The organism is Gordonia sp. UBA7860, from assembly GCF_002500165.1.
GTDB classification, from domain to species: domain Bacteria; phylum Actinomycetota; class Actinomycetes; order Mycobacteriales; family Mycobacteriaceae; genus Gordonia; species Gordonia sputi.
In genome coordinates, this window is the sequence record NZ_DLSO01000027.1 from 434 (window position 1) to 20,093 (window position 19,660).

Here is a 19,660-nt window from a genome sequence, read left to right on the forward strand (position 1 = left end):
CTCGCCGACCCCGTCACCACAGTTATCGGTGAACACACCCCGTCTATCCAACGCACGCTCACGTCGTTCCCGCACCGCATCCGGATCCTGGCGAAACACAATGCGATCCACCATGTCCCGCAACCGCGGCCGCTTCCACGACCCCCGTCGTGTATGCAACGTCTCGGCGATCTGCGAATCGACAGCCGCCACCACCTCCGACGCAGTACCCGGACCGCGCACCAGATCGGTGCGAGAGATGATCAGCCGCGCCTGCTCGACTGACAGAATCCCCTCTCGCAAGCACCCGAACACCTGCGGCAGGTCATCACGCAACACGATCGCTTCGTCAATCATTCGTTCCGCCTGTGGACGCGACACCGCGAACACGCCCGACACCCGCGCCGCCGCATCAGCGAAACCGTCGACAATCGACCCGCCCGAGGGTCCGGGCTGGACCACCAACCGGTCGTAAATCACCCCTATCGACTGAAATCGCGCCCACCCCAGAAATGCTTCGCCACTTCCAATTCGGGTCAACCCGTCGAGCACATCGACCGTCTCGGACTCACTGGGCACCATCGGATCGACACCACCCAGCAAACCCATCGGTAGGTCGGTCGACCAGTCCAACACAGTGCTGCCGGGGGTCGCCCCGTCATCAGCAGGCAAACCCGATCCCACCCCATCACTGTCTGAATCCTCCTCGCCCGCAACAGACTCCGCACCCGAATCCACCGACTCGATCGACACCTGAACACCCCCTCTCGACACCCTGATCGAACATGTGTACCCATAGTACGACTCACCACCGACAAGAGGTCTCGACATGGGTCCGGCCATTCCGACACGCCGGGGTGCCGTCAGTTCAAATGTCGCTGGGCACTTCGCCGCAAATGTCAGAGTCGTGCTACATAATCACTGCGCAGAGTCACCAAAAGCAGAATCCACGATGCACTGAGCAGTCACGTCAGGCTGCCGCGTCACCTCACCACTGGAGTGCACATTGAAGTTGTCCGCCTGTGTCGTCGCCTTCTCCGCTTTCGCAGCACTGTTTCTCGGTACTGGAATCGCATCAGCAACACCGGCTTCAGTCCAGCGCGATGGCGGCCCTTGTTATACGCACGAGTTCGGCATGCCCTCCAGTGACGGAACTCTGTACTGCTCCGCGGAGACCGAAACATGGAAGAGCCAGGCGGTGGCCCGAGCTCCGAAGGTGGAGTTGGGCACGCCCTGTCCACAACTAGGCGCCCGCGCGTACGTCAAGAGAACAGATGGCGTCGCTACGTGCCATCAGTCGCCGCGCGGACTGCGCTGGCGCTGGTAGCAAGCGAACCACGCGGTGACCCGAGCTCCGAAGGTGGAGACGAGCACGCCATGACCAACCGAACTGGCCGATTGACTACCTCACGTGATCGCAGCAATGGTTCTATCCGACATCCGTGGTGACACGAAGTCGATCGCGGGCAGCAGGTAGCGCACGACGGCCGGCGACACCTCTTCGGGTCGGTGGGTGATCGCGCGAACGATCCAGCGCGCCGCCTCGTCGACCTCCAACGCGCCGACGTCGTCGTATTCGGCTGTGGGAGCGATCATCTCGGTACGCACCAGCGGGAAGTACACGTTGGTCGCCGTTACTCCTTCTGGCTGTTCGGCGTTCAGACTGCGACCGAAGATGGCGAGTGCACTCTTCGACCCCGCGTAGGCCGAGAACCGCGGAAATGTGTTGGCGTGCAGCGCCCAGGTGCACACATTGACGAGCTGCCCCTCGCCGCGTTCGACCATGCCCGGCAACAGCCCGAGTGAGAGCTGCACGGCGGCAAGGTAGTTGAGTCGTGCTGTGCGTTGGTAGTCGTGGAATCGTTCGGTCGAGTCGACGATGGTGCGTCGAATCGAGTGGCCCGCGTTGTTGACCAGAACGTCGACGGATTCGTCGATGAGGTCGGCGATGAGTTGGTCGGTGGACGCCTCGTCGGAGAGATCGCACACCCGGTACTCGCAGCCGGTCTCGGCAGCCAGCTCACGCAGCCTCTCCTCGCCGCGCGCCACACCGATCACACGTGCTCCACGCGCGGCGAGCTGGCGCGCCGACTCCCGACCGATCCCCGCCGACGCCCCGGTGATCACGACGGTGAGGCCTGCGACGTCGCGGCCGCGCCCCGCCAGTGCGGCGTCGACGAATCCCGGGACGAAGCTACGACGTTGGACCAGAGCCTGAACCCTGCGCTGAATGGACATCGATTCCCCTATCAGGCGGCACATCTGCGTGCGCGACGTGCACATCGTCCTCGTGCCTACCCCTGAAACCTAGCCTTCGCGCTCGAGAACGTCGGCGACATCCGGGGCGATCTCGCGGAGGATGCAGCGCGCAGACCTCCCGAGTGCGGCCAGGTCGTCGGGACTGAGCGGGTCGACGACCGCCCGGCGCACCTCGGCCGCATGGCCGGGGGCGCACTCGGTCAGCTTGCGCACGCCGTCATCGGTGATCTGCGCCAGCGTGTGCCTCCCGCCGTCGGGGTTGGCAATGCGCGCCACCCAACCCGAACGTTCGAGTCTCGTCATCGCATGCGACAGCCGCGACAGTGAGCTCTGCGTCAGCAAAGCGAGGTCGGACAGCGGGCGGGTGCGGTCGGGCGCCGACTCCAAACGGACCAGGACGTGGTACTCGAACATGTTCAGTCCGGCGTCGCGCTTGAGCTGGGAGTCGAGCGCGGCAGGCAGCGTCGTCAGGAGCGCCATCACCGATTTCCACTCCCTGAGCTGCGCATCGTCGAGCCATGGTGCTTCAGACATGACGCTCAGCATACGCCGACTTGAACATTCAAGTAACCGAGTGTAGCTTTAGTTGAACATTCAACAACCCGTCTGCCACCGCAGCGGTTTACCCAGGAGCCGCCATGTTCATCGCCACCGTCGTCATCGCCATCGTGTTCGCACTGATGCTCGTGTTCTCAGGAGTGGGCAAACTGCGCCACGACCCCAAGCAGATGGGTGTGATGACCGAGGTCGGATTCCCCGAGGACAAGGTCGGCCTGCTCGCGCTCGCCGAGTTCGCGGGCGCGATCGGCCTCATCCTCGGCCTGTTCTGGTGGCCGATCGGTGTCGCAGCAGCGATCGGAACCTTCCTCTACTTCCTGGGCGCAGCGATCTTCCACCTGCGCGCAGGCGACAAGAACATCGCGCCCGTCGTCGTGCTGATGCTCGTCTCGATCGCCTACATCGTCCTGCGGGTGCTGAGCATCTGAGAGCTACCCCCACACGCGGGCGCCTGACCGCAGCGAACGCTCCTCAGCCGCCTGCGAAGAACAGACTCAGCGCCCGCCCTGGCTCCAGTGCGCTCGATATGTTGGCGACGCAGAGCACCAGCACCGCCGCGGCCACCGTCAACGTGGCTGCGGCGGTTGCCGTCGCCGAATGGCTACGCACCGAATAGCTCAGTGCGCCAACGCCATTCAAACCAAGACGACGGCCGCGCCACAGTCGAACCGCGAGCACGCCGAGCAGCGCCGCGAACAGCGCGGACAACACCGCCACCACGAGGTGGTAGCGCGCGAAGTCGGCGACGAGGTGATCGGCAACCGGCGACGCACCCGGCGTGGCGATCCCGTGACGCACAGCGTCAACTGCCGCCTCCAGGGACGAATCACGTTGAGCGGGGAGCAATGACACCGCCGACGACAGCGGCGCAATCGCGCCCTGGATATTGGCCATCAGCAGCGCAGCGGCAGCGATCGTTCCGAGCGAAGCAGCCAGGCCTGCGACCACATACGCCGCCGTCCGCCCGCGGCCATCAGCCTGGCGCCCCTGATACGACGCCCAGAGCCGTCGGCACACCAAGCACAACACCAGCAGCGCCAAGGCGGCGATCACCGCTTTCGCGACGTGATAGCGCGCCCAGTAGTCGACGACGGTCTCGAGGTTGTCCGGCAGAGCTGCGCTCCCCGAGCTCGAATAGTCGATGAATGCGTTGCGCATCGACTGCACAAGGCGCGCGTTGTCGCCGTATCCGCCGTAGTGGCCGCCCGCGAGATAGGCGGGCGCGAACACGAAGGCGATGCCGAGCACCGCGAGCATCCCCGCATACGTTCCGGCCCACTTACCCGGTGATGTTGACGTCACCCGATCGACAGTAGTGCCGCGTACGCGGCCATGGCCTTGCCCGACGAGATGAGCGGATCGCTAGACCTCGACATACGTGCCACGCCCTGAATGTGTGTGCAATCGAAGGATGTGGGTGCTGCAGCACCCACATCCTTCGATACGACACATATTCAGGTGGCAGGTTGCTCGCCGATCCCGCCCACGAGATCGGCGCTTTCCTGACCAGTCAGCCCGACGTCGACGAACGCACCCGCGTCGCGGGGTCCTGACACGCGGCGTTCACCGTGGGCGTCACCTGTGGTCGGAAGCCGGTACCCGATCGGATCGTGAAGGCCGCGACCACTCCTCCGAGGGCGCAGAAGGCCGCGGAGATGAGCATGGCCGTGGTGAATCCGGGACCGAGCGGCTGGCCCGGTCCCGCGCTGATTCCCGCCACAGCCGGGAGAACCGCGACGGCAAGCAGTCCCGCAATCCTCGACACGGCGTTGTTGACACCCGACGCCGCGCCTGCGTGCGCATCGTCGACGGCGGCGAGCGCCGCGGCGGTCAGCGGCGCGACCGTGATGGTCATACCCACACCGAACAGGATCACCGCGGGGAACACCGCGCCGAGATAGCTTGCCCCCGGGACGATCCGCGCCATCAACGCCAGCCCGATGCCCGCGATGACCGGACCCACGGTCATCGGAATGCGAGGACCAGTCTTCTGTGCAACCCGCCCCGACAGGGACGACCCGAAGAGCATCACGACGGTGCTCGGCACCATCGCAGCGCCGGCTTCGAGCGCCGAGTACCCCAGGCTTTGCTGTAGTTGCAGCGCAACAAGAAACAGCGCTCCTCCGAGCGCGGCGTAGACGAGCAGGGTCGTCGCATTTGCTCCGGTGAACTGTGCCGAGCGGAACATCGACAACTCGAGAAGCGGTGCAGGCGTGCGTAGTTCGATCAGCACGAACACCACCAGAAGCACAACCCCTGCGATTCCTATGGCGATGATCCACGGCGTCCACCCGCGCGACGGTCCCTCGATCAGCGCAACGATCACCCCCGCAAGTCCCAGCGTGATGGTGACGGCACCGGGTATGTCGGGACGGCCGACGACGTCGGGCTCCTTCGATTCGTCTATGTGCCGCAGAGTGATTGCCACCGCGACGAGGGCGAGCGGAACGCTGAGGAAGAAGACCCATCGCCACGACGCGGCGTCGACAAGCCATCCGCCGACGAACGGCCCGAGTGCGCTGGTCGCCCCGGACATCCCCGCCCACAGCCCGACTGCCTGTCCTCGCTCCTCTTCACGGATACCGGCATTCACCAGCGCAAGGCTGCCCGGCACGAGCGCCGCCGCCGCGACGCCCTGCACGAGACGCGCCACCACCAACCACTCGATGGTCGGTGCGAGACCACACGCGATCGAGGCGATGGCGAACACGATCAGTCCGCCGACAAATACGGCTCTGCGGCCGTACCGATCCCCCGCGACACCGCCGGTCAGCAGCAGCGCACTCAGCGTGAGCATGTAGCCGTCGACAACCCACTGCTGTCCGGCGAGCCCGGTATCGAGGTCACGAGCGATGGTCGGCAACGCGACATTCACGACGGTGCCGTCCAGGAAGGCGACCCCCGAACCGAGCACAGCCGACGCGATCAGCCATCGCCCCTTCGCCGACGACGCGCTGACTCCCGGCATGCCATCGTTCGGCGCAGACGCGTGCATATCGTTGCCCGTCTCTCACAGTCGTGGTGCAGTGGTGTCGGTTGACATTCGGAGCCGCTCGTTGTCTCCACGATGCTCCGAATGCGCGCAACTCGCCAATGAACGCCAATCAGCCAGTGTTGAACACCAAAGGAGCCGACGATGACCACCGCCGCTAGACGCTTACTGACCGCGTTCGTTCTCGTCGCGTTGACCCTGGTCAGCGGACCGGCTTGGGCGAATGCCGCGCCATCGGCTCCCACGCGATCAGATGTGCTGACATTCTCGATCCCCGCGATCGGCGGCGTCGAGGCCGGTCCGGCCAGCGTGCCCGGCGGATCGCTCCGTCCGGTCACTGTCGTTGCGCAACCGGCGCCGCGCACCCTGCAGTTCCCGCCACCTCCTGCCGCAGTCACCTTCTCGGTACCCTCGCCGGCGCAGTATCACTACCAGTACTCGTATCGGTACCTGTCGATCTCGTGGACCAACCTGCGGACCGGCAAGCACGGCGTGGTGTCTCTGCGTCACTGGCAACTGCCGAGTCATCCGGTGAGCGGCTACCCGTCGACGCTCAAGACGTCGGCGGTCGCTGTGACCGGGTCGGGACCCGTCGTCGCGACTATCAGCGTTCTGCGCGAGCAGTGGACGGCGGCGCCTCAGGTCATCAGTGTGATCCCGGGACTCAACGCCATTCAGCTTCCGTGAGCATCGAGCTGCTTGTCGCGGTGCTCAGGAATCGCATTCGCTGCCGCACGTAGATCGGCAAGGACAGCGTGGGGCACGACGACAGCCAGCGGCACGAAGGCCGCAGCAAGCACGAGTGGGAGCGTGAGGACGGCCCGCGCGCTGACTGTTGTCGAACCGTTGGATGCTCGCTCGATCGTCAAGACCAGCGCGGCGTCGACGAATCTCCACTGCCCGATCTCGACCCACCGACGGGGACGCGCACTGCGCACCACCTCCATCCGTGGCCGGACACCTGGCACGACAGTCACATCTGTCCACGAGGTTCCCTCGTCGCCGGGGTGATCGCCGAGCGGCATCAGATCGGCGATCGCACGCAGACTCGCCTGCCACTCCGGTCTGTTGCGCGGATCGGCGAGATAGTCGAAGACGTCGTCGGGCGACGCGTCGATCGAGACGCTGACATCTGCGACAGCGCGCCGAACGGTCGACGGAAAGTGAGGGAGGGGCACGTCGTCGAGGCTAACGCGTCAACGACGCAGGGTGGGGCGCAGCGACATCATCATGCCTCACGCATCACCCGCCGTAGGTCTCGAACGCCTGCATCTTCGACCAGTCCGGCCAGGTCAGTTCCCACATTCGCAGAATTCGACGGTCGCGATACAGCGCGATGAGCACGACCTCGATCTCCATCGGCTGTTCCCCCGGGCGCACCGTGGTGATCCAGACACGTGCCGCGAGGCGGTCGCCGCTCTCCACCCATGTGTCGTCGTCGTACCTGACCGAATACGAGATATCGGTGGGATAAACCCTCTCGTGCCCGGCACGGAAGGCCTCGAAATCCTGTGTCTGCCCATTGGTGTACAGCTCGAAGTCGGGGTCGTAGTACTCCTCGACCTTGGTGATGTCCTTGGCCTCGACCATCGAGCTGAACATGTCACGCATCAGTTGCTGCAACATGGGGTGCCCTTCTGCCACAACGCGACTCATTCGTTCGAGAAGGTCACAACGGCAGCGTCGGCCAGGCGTCGGGTCCGGCACTGCCCGCGGCGTAGTCGTCGATCGGCACCTTGTTGGCACGCCACGCGTCGACGATGGGATCGACGATGCGCCAACACTCTTCGGCGGCGTCGCCGCGAACGGCAAGTGTCTCATCACCTTTGATGATCCCCGACAGCACCTCGGCGTATGCGCGCATCGACGCGTTGCCGAAATCGGCATCGAGGTCAACGGTCTTGAGCGCGAAGGGATGTGAGCCACGGTGGACGTTGAGCTGCACCGACATCGCGTCATGACCGAACGTGAAACGCAGGACGTTGGGCTCGACCTGGTCCTCGAACTGCTCGGGGACGTGTCGCAGCGGACGGAAGGTCAGCACAATCTCCTTCGCCTCTGGGTCGAGCGCCTTGCCCGAGCGCAGCGTGAACGGCACCCCCTGCCATCTGTTGGTGCGCACCTCGAATGTGGCTTCTGCCAGGGTCTCGGTGTTGTTCGACGCGTCGACGCCGTCTTCGTCGACGTAGTTGGGCAACTGCTCGCCGCCCGCTTCGCCCGCTGTATAGCGGGCTCGCCGCGACGATGCCACGGCGTCGTCGTCCCAGATGCGCACCGCACGCAGGGCAGCACCGATCGCATCACGCAGATCACGTTCGCCAAGTGTCGCGGGCGGTTCCATCGCGACCACGGCAACCAGTTGCAGCAGGTGACTCTGGATCATGTCCTGCAGCGCGCCGACCCCGTCGTAATAGCCTGCGCGGCCTTCCAATCCAAGGCTCTCGTCGTATCGGATGACGACCGACTCGATATGCGTTCCCGACCACACCGGCTCGAAGACGCGGTTGGCCAGGCGCACACCGAGGAGGTCGAGCAACACCGACTGGCCGAGGAAGTGATCGACGCGGTAGATCTGGTTCTCGGGTACCAGCTCCAGCAGGAGCTCGTTGAGTTCGCGAGCCGACTTCTGGTCGCTCCCGAACGGCTTCTCGGGGGCAAGAGTGGTGCCGGGCGGAAGGTCGACGTCGCGCAGCGCCTCGCACGCCTTGCGCGTCACCGACGGCGGCACCGCGAAGTACAGCACGGGACGACCGTCGATATCGCTGAGAACACTTCTGAGATCGTCGGCGTCAGTCGGGTCGCCCCGGCGGTACACGGTCTGCTCGGCCACCCGGTCGCCTGCGTCCGACCGCTCATCCGCAAAGGCCTCGCGAACCTTGTCCCGCCACTGATCGTCGGTCAGGTCGTGTCGGCCGACGCCGATCAGACGCACATTGAGATCGGGTTCGAGACCGAGTAACTGGCCGAGCGCCGGCAGGAGCAGCCGCTTGGTCAGGTCGCCCGTCGCGCCGAAGATGATCAACGTCGTCACCTGCGACGACGTCTGCTCTCCAGAGCTCGAGGTGTTGTCCGACGCCGGTCCGGTCACGTAGTCCTCCTCGACGATGAGCCCGTTGGTGTATGGGCCCGTGTGGCGTGTGTCCGACTCGTGAAGTTTCGTCGGACAACTGAGATCACAGGCAGAATCGAGTGCATGGCCGCCTATATCGAAGACTACGCACTTGTCGGGGATTGCCGCACCGGAGCGCTGATCTCCCGCACCGGTGACGTCGACTGGTTGTGCGTTCCGCGCTTCGACAGCGCCTCCATCTTCGGCAGCCTCCTGGGCAAACCCGACCACGGATCGTGGCATCTCGCACCAACGGACCTCGACGCGACGGTGAGCCGACGCTACGACGACGAGACGCTGATCCTGGTGACACGCTGGGAGACGGCAGACGGCGTCGTCGAGGTGCACGAGTTCATGCCGATCGACGGCGGACGTGTCGACCTCGTCCGTCGGATCGTCGGGATCAGCGGCAGCGTCGAGATGGAGACGGAACTGCGCATGCGGTTCGACTATGCCCGGGTGGTCCCGTGGGTGTTGCAACACGGCGACGAGCACAATCCCGCACTGCGGGCGGTCGCAGGGCCCGATGCCGTGATCGTCTGCGGTATCGCCCTGGAGGCCACCGATCACGTGCACCGCGCGGCGACGACCGTGCGCGAGGGCGACACCGTCGACCTGGTGCTCACCTGGTATCACTCATATCGCGAAGAACCCGGGCCGCTTGACGTCGACCTCGCACTGCGCGAAACCCACGACTGGTGGACCGAGTGGGCCGGGCGGATCGATCACACCGGATCGCGCGACGCGGCGATCGTGCGATCGCTTATCACGTTGCGCGCGTTGAGTAATCTCGACACGGGTGGGATCGTGGCGGCAGCGACCACCTCGCTTCCCGAATCCATTGGCGGATCACGCAATTGGGACTATCGATACGTATGGCTGCGTGATGCGGCGTTGACTCTCGACGTCCTCGTCTGCCATGGATTCGTGCGTGTCGCCGAACATTGGCGCATGTGGTTGCTACGCGCCATCGCAGGGGATCCGAAACAGCTGCAGATCATGTACGGCATCGCAGGCGAACGCGAACTCCCGGAACTCGAGATGCCCCAGTTCCCCGGCTACGAGGGTTCGAGACCCGTGCGGGTCGGCAACGGGGCCGTCGACCAGTTCCAGGCCGACACGATCGGCGAGGTACTCGTCGCGCTCGACGCGGCGCGCGCCGCGGGTCTACCGGAGAACAAGATCTCGTGGTCGCTGCAGCGTGAGCTGCTCAAGCGTGCCGAGGAGCACATCGACGAGCCGGACAACGGCATCTGGGAGATACGAGGACCGTTGCGCAAGTTCACACATTCGCGGGCGATGGTGTGGGCAGCATTCGACCGCGGTGTGCGTGCCGTCGAGGACCACGGCCTGAAGGGTCCGGCCAACCACTGGAAAGCGTTGCGCGACAAGGTGCGTGCCGAGATAGAGGAGACCATGGTCGATGAGGAGACCGGCCGCTTCGTGCAGTATCCGGGAACCACCGAGGTCGACGCCTCGCTACTGCAATTGCCGCAGGTCGGGTTCTGCGACTTCGACGATCCGCGGATGCTTGCCACGGTCGAGGCCATCGAGAACACCCTCATGCATGGCGGTCTGGTGTTGCGCTATCGGACGTCGTCGCACGTCGACGGGCTCGACGGCACCGAACACCCCTTCATGGCGTGTACCTTCTGGCTCGCCGAGCAGTACGCGCGCAGCGGGCGTCGTGCGGACGCGGAAAAGGTGATGGCTCAGGGGCTGGCGACGGCCAGTGACGTCGGGCTGTTCTCCGAGGAGTACGACGTCGACGCCCGCCGACAGGTCGGCAACATGCCGCAGGCGCTGTCGCATCTGGCGTTCGTACGCGCTGCTGACGCCCTGGCGGACTATCCGGACAACTGACCCCGTCCTGACCGGACACCTGGCCCCGCCGCCCCGCGAGCAGCCTCAGCGGTGAGACCCCAACGGGGAGTTCACAAACCACACGATCTCTTCGCGCATCGATCGGCTGCGCCAGCCATCTTCAGTGCGGACGAGTTCATGGTGGTAGTAGCCGCCACACGAACTCTGCTCGCCGAGCCCCGGTATCTGCATGGGGTTGAAGAACTGTGCGCGGACGGTTGCCCTGTCGCCGCTGATCTCGGTGTCGATGTTCATCACGTAGTGCATCGTCATCTCCAGCGACGACAGCCCCCGCTCGAGCCAATCGACAACGTCGCCGATGCTGCCGACAATTCCGAACGGCGACGCCGTGTAGTCGATTTCGGCGTCGTCGGTGAAAACCGTGCGGTACAGCGACCAATCCCTTGCGTCGACCGCGGTTGCGTACCGAGTCAGCAACTGCCGGATCTCCAGCGTGTCCCCGATGGTCTGGACGTCCACTTCGCTTCTCCCCCTGTTCAATTCGGTGTGATCTCGATGGTCACCGCGTCGGGATAGAACGCGACGTGGCCTGCGATCTCGCCGACCGCGGGGTACGGCTGGTCGTAGAACCACACCTTGTCGGCGAGAGTCGCACCGTCGGCACCGACTATCCCGTGGTATCCGGCCTCACCCTTGTAGGGACAGTACGTCTGATGCGTACTCGGAGTGAAGACGTCGGCGTCGAGGTCGTTGCGCGGTATGTAGTAGACCGGCGGGTACGACGCCTCGCGCAGAATGAGCGCGGCGTCGGTCTCGGCAATGACGCGATCGCCGACGCGTACTCGCACATGCTCTGCGGCGGGTTCGACGGTGATCGGGTGGTCTTCGGTCGGCAATAGCACCTGGCGTTCGCTCATGAGTCTCCTGTGTCGGTCCTGCTTATGTGTCAGTCCTGTGTGGGCCGCAGCGGCGGACCGTCGAATCTCTCGATCGTGACGAACTCGTCGACGGGTTGCCTGCGCAGCTTCGTGAGCTGTTTGACCGGCTTGCCGATGGGCAGCACTGCGGCGACCGCGTGCGTCGTCGGCAACCCGAGAAGTTCTTGGACGGCAGGCTCGCTCGCTGCGGCCATCGTCGTGACCGTGCCGCCGAAGCCGTGCGCACGAGCCTGCAGCAGGATGTTCCACACCAGCGGATAGATCGACGCGCCGCTGATGACGCCGATACGGTCGAGATCCTGGTCGGTCGCCGCGACGACGGCGAGGTCGACCGACACGACGAGCACCACCGGAGCGTTGATGAGTGGCGAGACGAATGCGTCGACACCGTCAACGGCTTCGAGGTCGGCCTCGGTGACCGACGTCGGGTTGACCGGATTCCACGGGCTCTCGCCTGCCGCCTTTTGTGCGAGATAGCGCCGGGCCGCCGGTTTGCTGAGGTCAGCGATCCGACGTTTCGTCGCGGCCTCGCGGACCACGGTCACGTGCGCGCCCTGGCGGTTACCGCCACTCGGGGCGAAACGCGCGACATCGAGGATGTCGAAGAGCACGTCATCGGGAAGTGGGTCGTCGGTGTAGCGCCGCGCCGCGAACGTCGTGCGCATCGCCTCACTCAGGTCGAAGCCGCTCGTGCTCGTGTCGGAGTCCACCTCTTCACTATGCCAATCCGGTCAACCTGCGGGAGCGGCACTCGACGATCCGGCGCACTCACGCGCCCGTGCTGATTGAATGGCTGTCGAGACGAGACCGCCGATCGGCGGGCGATACGGACAGATCACGGGGGTGAGGCGTGAGCCGACGTTCGACGCTGCAGCGACTCGACCCGATCGGTTCGTGGGGCGGGCTGCACACCGTGAGTCGGCTCGTCTACACCACTCCTGGACCGGAAGGAACGTCGGTCACCGCAACAGGATTGGTGTGCCTCCCAGATGGTCCGGCCCCCGCGCAGGGATGGCGGGTGGTCGCGTGGACGCACGGGACGTCTGGGTTGTCGGAGCATTGTGGACTCACCGGCTCGCCGGATCTCGAGGCAGGGACCGGCGAGGTGATCGGCCGTCTCAACGCCGCCGGGTACGCCGTCGTCGCCCCGGATTACCTCGGCCTCGGGCCTGGCACCATCGGTCCGCATCCGTATCTGCACACCGACACCGAATCGACCGCGACAATCGACGCAGTAGCCGCAGCACGCGCGGGCATCCATGAGCTATCGCGGCACTGGGCCGTCGCCGGTCAGTCGCAGGGCGGTCACGCGGCACTCGCGGCGGGGCATCGAGCTGCGACGTATGCACCCGACCTGATCTTCCACGGCACCGCGGCCCTGGCCCCGGCGTCGAACATCGAGCACGTCTTCGCGATGGCCCGACCGGGGATGCCGTCGATTCCCGGCTTTCCCGTGGGCAGCCTGCTCGCGGTGCTGACCGGGATGACGGCGACGCCGACCACGGTGGAAGTCCGGTCCTACCTCACCCCTGCCGGCCAGCGAATCTCCGACGAGATGACCGGTGTGTGCAGCGCCGCGTGGCCGCAACTGGTTGCGGGGGTGTCCACGGGTTCGGTAGTGGCGAAACCTCTGGGCGACAGCGATTTTCGACGCTCCCTGGCCGAGTACATGGCCGTGCCCACCGGCGGCTACGGCGCTCCGGTGTTGATCGTGCACGGCTGGAAGGACTCTCGCGTACCGCTACCGCTGACGCTGCGCCTGCTCCGACAGTTCCGGCGAGCGGGCACGCGCTGCGAGTTCCACGCCGTCAACGCGGGCCACGACGACGTCCGCGACGGCGCCGGCCTCATGTACCTCCTGGCGTTCCTCCACCGCATCCTGCCCGCGCAGGGCTGAGCGGACGCACAGTCAGCGGATAGAGCGCCCACTCGACGAAATAAGGCGCACAGTCGGCGGGAGTTCCCATCGACTGTGCGCCGTATTCGGCCCACTGGTGCGCTCGAGGCAGGCGACCGTGCGCGTCAGACCTTCTGCTGCATCGACGAGCGGGCAGGGTTGCCCTGGTCGGCGGCCTTGGGGTCGGACTCGTCGGCCTTCTCCGTGACGCCCTTCTTGATCTTGGCGCCGAGGTCGGTGTCGACGCGGCTCCAGTAGTCGAACGCTCGGGCCAGCACCGGCTCGGTCACTCCGTTGAGCAGATGGCCGACGACGTTGTCCACCAATCGATCTCGCGCGGCGTCGTCGAGTACCTCACGGACCAGGGTGCCCGCCTGGCTCCAGTCGTCGTCGGAGGGATGGTCGACATAGGCGCTGCGGATGATCTCGCCGTCTGCGGCCCACTGAGGCTCCGGCTGACCCGAGAACGTCGCGGCGGGACCACCTTTCGAGTTCGGTGCATAGACCGGATCAGTCACCGGATTGATCCGCATCGCACCGTCTTTGGAGTAGGTGTGAACGTCGTTACGAGGCGCGTTGACCGGGATCTGCTTGTAGTTCACGCCGAGTCGGGCACGGTGCGCGTCGGCGTAGGCGAACACGCGGCCGAGTAGCATGCGGTCGGGGCTGAATCCGATACCGGGCACTACGTTGTTCGGCTCGAACGCCGCCTGCTCGATCTGTGCATGGTTGTCGGTCGGGTTGGTATGCAACGTCATCTTCCCGACCTCGTGCAGCGGGTAGTCGCCGTGCGGCCACACCTTGGTCAGGTCAAAGGGATTGAACCGATACGAGACCGCGTCGTCGTATGGCATCAGTTGCACCTTGAGCGTCCAGCTCGGCCGACCTCCGCCCGCGATGTTCTCGAAGAGGTCGCGGGTGTGGAAATCGGTGTCGGCAGAAGCCATTTGGTCGGCTTCGTCCTGCGTGAAGAACTCGACGCCCTGATCGGAGATGAAGTGATACCTCACCCAGTGCTTGACGCCCTGGGAATTCACCCACAGGTAGGTGTGGGAGCTGTAGCCGTTCATGTGACGCCAGGTCTTTGGGATACCGCGGTCGCCCATGAGCCAGGTGACCTGGTGCGCCGACTCCGGGGACAACGTCCAGAAGTCCCACTGCATGTCGTGGTCGCGGAGGTTGTTGTCGGCGCGGCGCTTCTGCGACCGGATGAAGTGCTGGAACTTCAGCGGATCCTTGATGAAGAAGACCGGCGTGTTGTTGCCGACCATGTCGTAGATGCCCTCTGAGGTATAGAACTTCAACGCGAAGCCGCGCGGGTCGCGCCAGGTGTCCGGGCTTCCCCGCTCCCCGGCGACGGTCGAGAATCTCGCGACCATCTCCGTCTTCACGCCCGGCTGAAACAGTGCCGCGCAGGTGTATGCCGAGACGTCTTCGGTTGTCTCGAACGTGCCGAATGCACCGCTCCCCTTGGCGTGGGGCTGACGCTCGGGAATGCGTTCGCGGTTGAATTGGGCCATCTGCTCGATCAGGTAGTGATCGTGCAGGACGATGGGACCACCGGCACCGACGGTGAGTGAATGCTCATCGCTTCCGGCAGGAGCTCCGGAGTCTCTGGTTGTGTAGAAATCGTTCTGATCCGACATATCGCCTCCAATGGGCTGGGGTCGGCTCGCCTCCAAGGGCTGGTGCGGGCGAAAGTTGTCAATGAGGCGTCGGGCTGTTTCAACGCCGTGTCCTCGACACTAGACGTCGGGCCGATATCGCGCAGAAACTTTCACTGACCAGCAAGAAGGGGCCGGACTGCACAATCAGTACAGCAGGAGTCAGTACAGCAGGGGGCCGAGTTCGGCGGCGAGTTCACGACAGCGGGGCACGAGGGAGGTGATGGCATCCAGACGCGCGGAGAACCCTTTCACCGTGACCGCGCCGCGGACCACGCCCTCGACGTCGAGGATCGGCACGGCGATCGACGCCTCGCCGTCGAGCATCTCGTCGACCGAGACGGCGTAGCCGCGTTGGCGTGTCTCCTCGACTTGTGCTGCGAGTTCGCGCATATCGACGACGGTCGACTGTGTCAGCGCGGGAAGCGTTGGTGGCAGCAACTCGCGCCACTGCGAATCCGCTGCGAGCAGAAGCTTTCCCGCGGCCGATGCGTGTAGCGACCGGATCATCTCGTGCTCGGCGACCAACGGATGGTCGGGGTCCATGTCGACGATCCGAAGGGTCGCGGGCCGAAAGTGCATGACGTACACACCGAAACGCACTGATGCCCGGAACTTCTCGCAGAGTTCTTGTGCGCGACTGGACATGTACGGGGTAACCGCGGAGTGCACCATGGTGTTCAATCTGTTGCCCAGCGCGAAACCGCGCAGATCCGCGGTCCGCACGAGGTACTCCTCGACGGCCAACGTGTTCAACAGGCGATAGATGTTGGCGGGCGGCAGATCCAGGCGGTCCGCGATCTCGCGGCTCGTTGCTCCCGGCCCGAGATCGCCGACCGCCTCGATGATCTGCATCGCCCGCGCTATCGACTCCCCGGCGCCGGGACGTCCCATCCCCATCAGCGCATCCCAGGTAACGCCAGCACGTCGTCGCGGCTCGTCTCGTCGAACACCCCGACCCGCGCAAACCTCGCGGGCCACCGCGCAAAGATCGTGACCACCGCGACGGCCACCATCGCCACCGAGCCGAAGAAGCACAGGAACATCACGCGATCACCGGTGTCCGACATCGTTGCGCCCAAACCGAGAAGGATCACCAGGCACGACGCCGTTCCCCAACTCGCCACCACCAGGGGCCGGGTCGGCTCCCCCATGCGTCGCAACAATCGTGGCGCCGCGAGGCATGCCGCAACGTAACTGCCCATGTAGCCCAGTGCGCTCAGGGTGAGGAAGTCACGGACGCCTTCCTCGGGATCGCCACCGCACCACAGGAACACCAGCGGGCCGAGAGCCACCACCGAGGTCGCGATCGCGGTGGCGACCGCAGGGGTGTGAAGTCGACGATGCGTGTCGCCGAACCGGCGCGGGATGATGTGCTCCCGCCCCAGCGTGAACAGCACGCGCACAAGCGCATTCACTGACGCCAGCGCGCACGCCAGGAATGACGTCGCGATACCGACGTCGAGAATCACTGCGGCGAAGGGACTTCCGTCCGCGAGGAAGAGCGCCGCGAGCGGTGTGCTGCTCTCACGTACCGAATCCGGCGCTCCCGCCATCGCCGCCGACTGACTCGACACGGCAAGCAGATAGATCACGCCTGCGAACAACGGTGTCCACAGCAGTGCACGCGGTACCGATCGGAAGGGTCGACGCGCCTCGGCGGACAGCGTCGTCGAACTCTCGAATCCGACGAATGCACTTACTGCCACAACCACACTCAGTGCAAGTGAGCCATCAGGGTTCGGGTGCGCGCTGGATAGCCGCCAGGGTTGGTCACGATGGGTGTAACCGAGCCACACCATCAGCCCGGCCATCACGACCACCGCGAGCAGCTCGGTGCAGAGGGTCACCACCGCCGAGACCTTCACCCCTCTGATCATGACGAAGGCCATGGCCACGGCGGCGAGAACAACAATCACGCTCATCGTGACGTGCGATACCTGTTGTGTCACACCGACACTGATCGCGAGATGATTCGTGTACAGGCCGACGGCCATGAGACCGGCGATACTCACGGCGGTGTAGCCGACGACCGCCGACCATGCCGTCACCATCGCCGCCCGCGCGCCATACGCCTGCGCCACATAGGAATAGAGACCACCGACCACTGCGACGCGTTGCGCCATCGGCCGGATGCAGAGTGAGACGAACATGATCACCACGAGCGCGGTCAGGAATGCCGCGATGCTTCTCACCCCACCTGCCGCCACGATCACGAAGAGTGGCGTCACGGCGGACGTACCGGCAGGCGCGATCGCCGCGACAGACTGCGCGACAACCGCTACGAACGGGAGCTGCCTGCGGGTGAGCCCGCGCACCGGCGACTCGTCGGCGATCAGTGGTACCGAAGGCACGGGCGCCGAGGGAACCGATGAGGAAGAAGTCGAGGTCATGATCGCGTTCACAGTGGACCCCCGACGTTGCGTCGCGGCTACTCGACGTCACGGCCGCGTTAACCGGAGTGAGATACGTACTACCCCGGGCAAGAGCAATAGATCCAGGTCACGAGAGCCACGCCACTCAGCCGTCGCTCTCGGGCCCGAGTGTGACAGACAGGTAAATCCACTCGCGAGCGGCCGCTGACGATCTTCGCAACCAGTGCAACGTTGAGGCGATCGGCAGGTCACACCTGCCTCCTAGAGTCATGCCATCGCCGCCGGATCGCGGTGGCGGTGACCAATATGACGGCCGGGGCAAAGGGGAACCATGTCGGCATCACAGGCGGTACGGGGCGCGCGAAGTGCGCCCCATTCACACGAGCACTCAACGGGGACAGAACCACAGGACACACCTGGGAGCGTCCAGCGCTCAGGCTTCCGCAGACGTTCCGTTCTCGTCGGGGGAGTTGCCGCGGCGGCGGTGGGTGCGGTTGCGCTGCAAGGCGTGACGGGGGCCGCACCCGCTGCCGCTGCGGGCCGCGACCTCGACCCACACGACAAAGACATCGCGTTCGCAGGTGTCGTCGAGATCGCCAACCGCATTGCGGCAGGCGAGTTCACCGCACGACAGATCACCGACTTCTTCCTGGCTCGGATCGACATGCTCAATCCGACGTTGCGCGCGTGGACAATTCCGCTTCACGAGCGCGCCCGCGCCGAGGCCGACGCTCTCGACGCGAAGAAGGCCAGCGGCGCACGCCTCGGTCCACTGCACGGCGTGCCGATCGGGATCAAAGCCGAAAATCACGTCAAAGGCGTCCCGACGACCTACGGCGGCGCGGCATTCACCACACCTTCGACCGACGACGCCGAGGTGGTGAAGCGCCTGCGCGCGGCGGGTGCGGTCATCCTCGGGATCACGGCCATGCCGGAGTTCGGCATCTGGCCGTTCACCGAGACGTCGGCACATGGATACACCCGAAACCCGTGGAACATCCTGCACTCCACCGCAGGGTCGTCGGGAGGGACCGCGTCGGCAGTGGCGTCGGGCATGGTTCCCGCAGCGATCGGTGGTGACGGTGGCGGATCGATTCGCCTGCCGTCGTCCTGGTGCGGCTTGTACGGGCTGAAACTCCAGCGTGGCCGAGCGTCGGCAGCACCCAACGTCGACCTGTGGAAGTCTCTCGGCGTGATCGGCCCGCTGTGCCGGAAGGTCGAAGACACCGCGCTGATCCTCGACTGCATCCACGGCAGGGTCGCCGGGGTGGACCTCTACAAGGCCGATCCGTGGCCGTACACACTCACCGAGGCCTTGACGAAACCTGTTCGGTCACTACGGATCGCGATCTCCACCGCGCAGCCCGCCGGCACGCACCTCGACGACGACACACGTCGCGCCGTGCTGCAGACCGGCGCCATGCTCGGCAAGTTGGGCCACCGCGTCGTCGCACACGATCCGGTCTACCCTGCGACACTCACCGCAGCGTTCCAACCGCAGGTTCTCGGCGGATTCAGTACCGAAGCCCGCCGCGCCGACCACTACGAGCTGCTCGAGCGACGCACCCGCGAAGGCGTCGACATCGGGCGCAGCACCGGCCTGTCGTCGGATATCGCAGTGGCCAAGGCCATCGAACTCAGCAAGACCGTCGGAAAGCAGATCCTGGCGTCGGTGTTTCCTGCTTACGATCTGCTGATCTGTCCGACGACGCCCGGAAAGGCTTATCCCATAGGACAACTCGACGGTGCGGGGTTCGTCGAGGCATCGTCCAAGGCGTCACCGGTCGCGGCGTACACCTCCGTGTGGAACGTCGTGGGCAACCCGGCAGCGGCGGTACCCGCCGGCTTCTCCGGAGGCCTGCCGTTGAGCGTGCAGCTCGTCGGCCCCAACAACAGCGAACCCCTGATCTGTCAGGTCGCGGCGCAGCTCCAAAAGGCTCGGCGCTGGCCGGACCAGACGCCGCCGAACAGCTGAGGCCGGGACTCCATGCGTCGTTATCTCACAACGCTGTTCACCGTCGCGATCGCGACCGTCGCCGCGCTGGCAGCGACGGTCGGCGCGACA

Annotated in this window: 19 protein-coding genes; 5 read left to right on the forward strand and 14 right to left on the reverse strand. The window is 65.3% G+C overall.

Going from position 1 to position 19,660, the window contains the following annotated elements; all coding sequences use genetic code 11:
• The 3 genes from B3T59_RS03840 to B3T59_RS03850 form a co-directional block, all read right to left on the reverse strand.
• On the reverse strand, positions 1–732 hold a 732-nt coding region (locus tag B3T59_RS03840), incomplete at its 3' end, for a DUF222 domain-containing protein (protein WP_287001530.1).
• Between the two features lie 654 nt (positions 733–1,386).
• Complete coding sequence (locus B3T59_RS03845; RefSeq protein WP_064861577.1) at positions 1,387–2,217, reverse strand: SDR family NAD(P)-dependent oxidoreductase; 831 nt, start codon at positions 2,215–2,217, stop codon at positions 1,387–1,389.
• A 69-nt stretch (positions 2,218–2,286) separates the two neighbouring features.
• On the reverse strand, positions 2,287–2,772 hold the full coding sequence (locus B3T59_RS03850; RefSeq protein ID WP_287001531.1) for a MarR family winged helix-turn-helix transcriptional regulator: 486 nt from the start codon (positions 2,770–2,772) through the stop codon (positions 2,287–2,289).
• Positions 2,773–2,876: 104 nt separating this feature from the next.
• Here B3T59_RS03850 and B3T59_RS03855 point away from each other — a divergent pair, with 104 nt between their 5' ends.
• Positions 2,877–3,224, forward strand: a complete 348-nt coding sequence (locus B3T59_RS03855; RefSeq protein WP_287001532.1) for a DoxX family protein — start codon at positions 2,877–2,879, stop codon at positions 3,222–3,224.
• Between the two features lie 43 nt (positions 3,225–3,267).
• Here B3T59_RS03855 and B3T59_RS03860 read toward each other — a convergent pair whose 3' ends face one another.
• Positions 3,268–4,098 carry a hypothetical protein gene (locus B3T59_RS03860; RefSeq protein ID WP_287001533.1) on the reverse strand — a complete coding sequence of 277 codons (831 nt, stop codon included), beginning with the start codon at positions 4,096–4,098 and terminating at the stop codon, positions 3,268–3,270.
• A 208-nt stretch (positions 4,099–4,306) separates the two neighbouring features.
• On the reverse strand, positions 4,307–5,791 hold the full coding sequence (locus B3T59_RS03865; RefSeq protein ID WP_287001534.1) for an MFS transporter: 1,485 nt from the start codon (positions 5,789–5,791) through the stop codon (positions 4,307–4,309).
• A 141-nt stretch (positions 5,792–5,932) separates the two neighbouring features.
• Here B3T59_RS03865 and B3T59_RS03870 point away from each other — a divergent pair, with 141 nt between their 5' ends.
• The gene (locus B3T59_RS03870; RefSeq protein WP_287001535.1) at positions 5,933–6,475 is read left to right on the forward strand and encodes a hypothetical protein; all 543 of its coding nucleotides are present in this window, start codon (positions 5,933–5,935) and stop codon (positions 6,473–6,475) included.
• On the opposite strand, the gene B3T59_RS03875 is transcribed toward B3T59_RS03870, so the two are convergent.
• The 3 genes from B3T59_RS03875 to B3T59_RS03885 form a co-directional block, all read right to left on the reverse strand.
• The gene (locus tag B3T59_RS03875; protein WP_287001536.1) at positions 6,463–6,966 is read right to left on the reverse strand and encodes an SRPBCC family protein; all 504 of its coding nucleotides are present in this window, start codon (positions 6,964–6,966) and stop codon (positions 6,463–6,465) included. The genes B3T59_RS03870 and B3T59_RS03875 overlap by 13 nt on opposite strands.
• 64 nt (positions 6,967–7,030) lie before the next feature.
• The gene (locus B3T59_RS03880) at positions 7,031–7,414 is read right to left on the reverse strand and encodes a nuclear transport factor 2 family protein (RefSeq protein WP_251722797.1); all 384 of its coding nucleotides are present in this window, start codon (positions 7,412–7,414) and stop codon (positions 7,031–7,033) included.
• 43 nt (positions 7,415–7,457) lie between these two features.
• Positions 7,458–8,876, reverse strand: a complete 1,419-nt coding sequence (locus B3T59_RS03885) for a glucose-6-phosphate dehydrogenase (RefSeq protein ID WP_287001537.1) — start codon at positions 8,874–8,876, stop codon at positions 7,458–7,460.
• 105 nt (positions 8,877–8,981) lie between these two features.
• Here B3T59_RS03885 and B3T59_RS03890 point away from each other — a divergent pair, with 105 nt between their 5' ends.
• Positions 8,982–10,760: a glycoside hydrolase family 15 protein gene (locus tag B3T59_RS03890; RefSeq protein ID WP_287001538.1), complete on the forward strand. Its 1,779-nt coding sequence runs from the start codon at positions 8,982–8,984 to the stop codon at positions 10,758–10,760.
• Between the two features lie 45 nt (positions 10,761–10,805).
• Here the strand turns inward: B3T59_RS03890 and B3T59_RS03895 are convergent, their stop codons facing one another.
• From B3T59_RS03895 to B3T59_RS03905, 3 genes are read right to left on the reverse strand one after another with little or no spacing between them, the layout of a single operon-like run.
• A complete protein-coding gene (locus tag B3T59_RS03895; protein WP_251722700.1) occupies positions 10,806–11,240 on the reverse strand; it encodes a nuclear transport factor 2 family protein in 435 nt (144 codons plus the stop codon).
• Between the two features lie 17 nt (positions 11,241–11,257).
• Positions 11,258–11,638 (reverse strand): DUF427 domain-containing protein, encoded by a 381-nt coding sequence (locus tag B3T59_RS03900; RefSeq protein ID WP_251722699.1) that lies wholly within the window; start codon positions 11,636–11,638, stop codon positions 11,258–11,260.
• A gap of 29 nt (positions 11,639–11,667) precedes the next feature.
• Positions 11,668–12,324 carry a nitroreductase family protein gene (locus B3T59_RS03905; RefSeq protein ID WP_251722796.1) on the reverse strand — a complete coding sequence of 219 codons (657 nt, stop codon included), beginning with the start codon at positions 12,322–12,324 and terminating at the stop codon, positions 11,668–11,670.
• A 185-nt stretch (positions 12,325–12,509) separates the two neighbouring features.
• On the opposite strand from B3T59_RS03905, the gene B3T59_RS03910 reads away from it, so the two are divergent.
• Positions 12,510–13,556: a lipase family protein gene (locus B3T59_RS03910; protein WP_287001539.1), complete on the forward strand. Its 1,047-nt coding sequence runs from the start codon at positions 12,510–12,512 to the stop codon at positions 13,554–13,556.
• Positions 13,557–13,681: 125 nt separating this feature from the next.
• On the opposite strand, the gene B3T59_RS03915 is transcribed toward B3T59_RS03910, so the two are convergent.
• From B3T59_RS03915 to B3T59_RS03925, 3 genes are all read right to left on the reverse strand, one after another.
• On the reverse strand, positions 13,682–15,202 hold the full coding sequence (locus B3T59_RS03915; RefSeq protein WP_251722697.1) for a catalase: 1,521 nt from the start codon (positions 15,200–15,202) through the stop codon (positions 13,682–13,684).
• A gap of 180 nt (positions 15,203–15,382) precedes the next feature.
• Entirely contained in the window at positions 15,383–16,114 is a 732-nt protein-coding gene (locus B3T59_RS03920; RefSeq protein WP_251722696.1) for an IclR family transcriptional regulator, read from the reverse strand.
• 5 nt (positions 16,115–16,119) lie between these two features.
• Positions 16,120–17,574 carry an APC family permease gene (locus B3T59_RS03925; RefSeq protein WP_251722695.1) on the reverse strand — a complete coding sequence of 485 codons (1,455 nt, stop codon included), beginning with the start codon at positions 17,572–17,574 and terminating at the stop codon, positions 16,120–16,122.
• A gap of 529 nt (positions 17,575–18,103) precedes the next feature.
• Between B3T59_RS03925 and B3T59_RS03930 the strand changes: the two genes are divergently transcribed.
• Positions 18,104–19,570 carry an amidase gene (locus B3T59_RS03930; protein ID WP_251722694.1) on the forward strand — a complete coding sequence of 489 codons (1,467 nt, stop codon included), beginning with the start codon at positions 18,104–18,106 and terminating at the stop codon, positions 19,568–19,570.
• Positions 19,571–19,660: the final 90 nt, after the last annotated feature.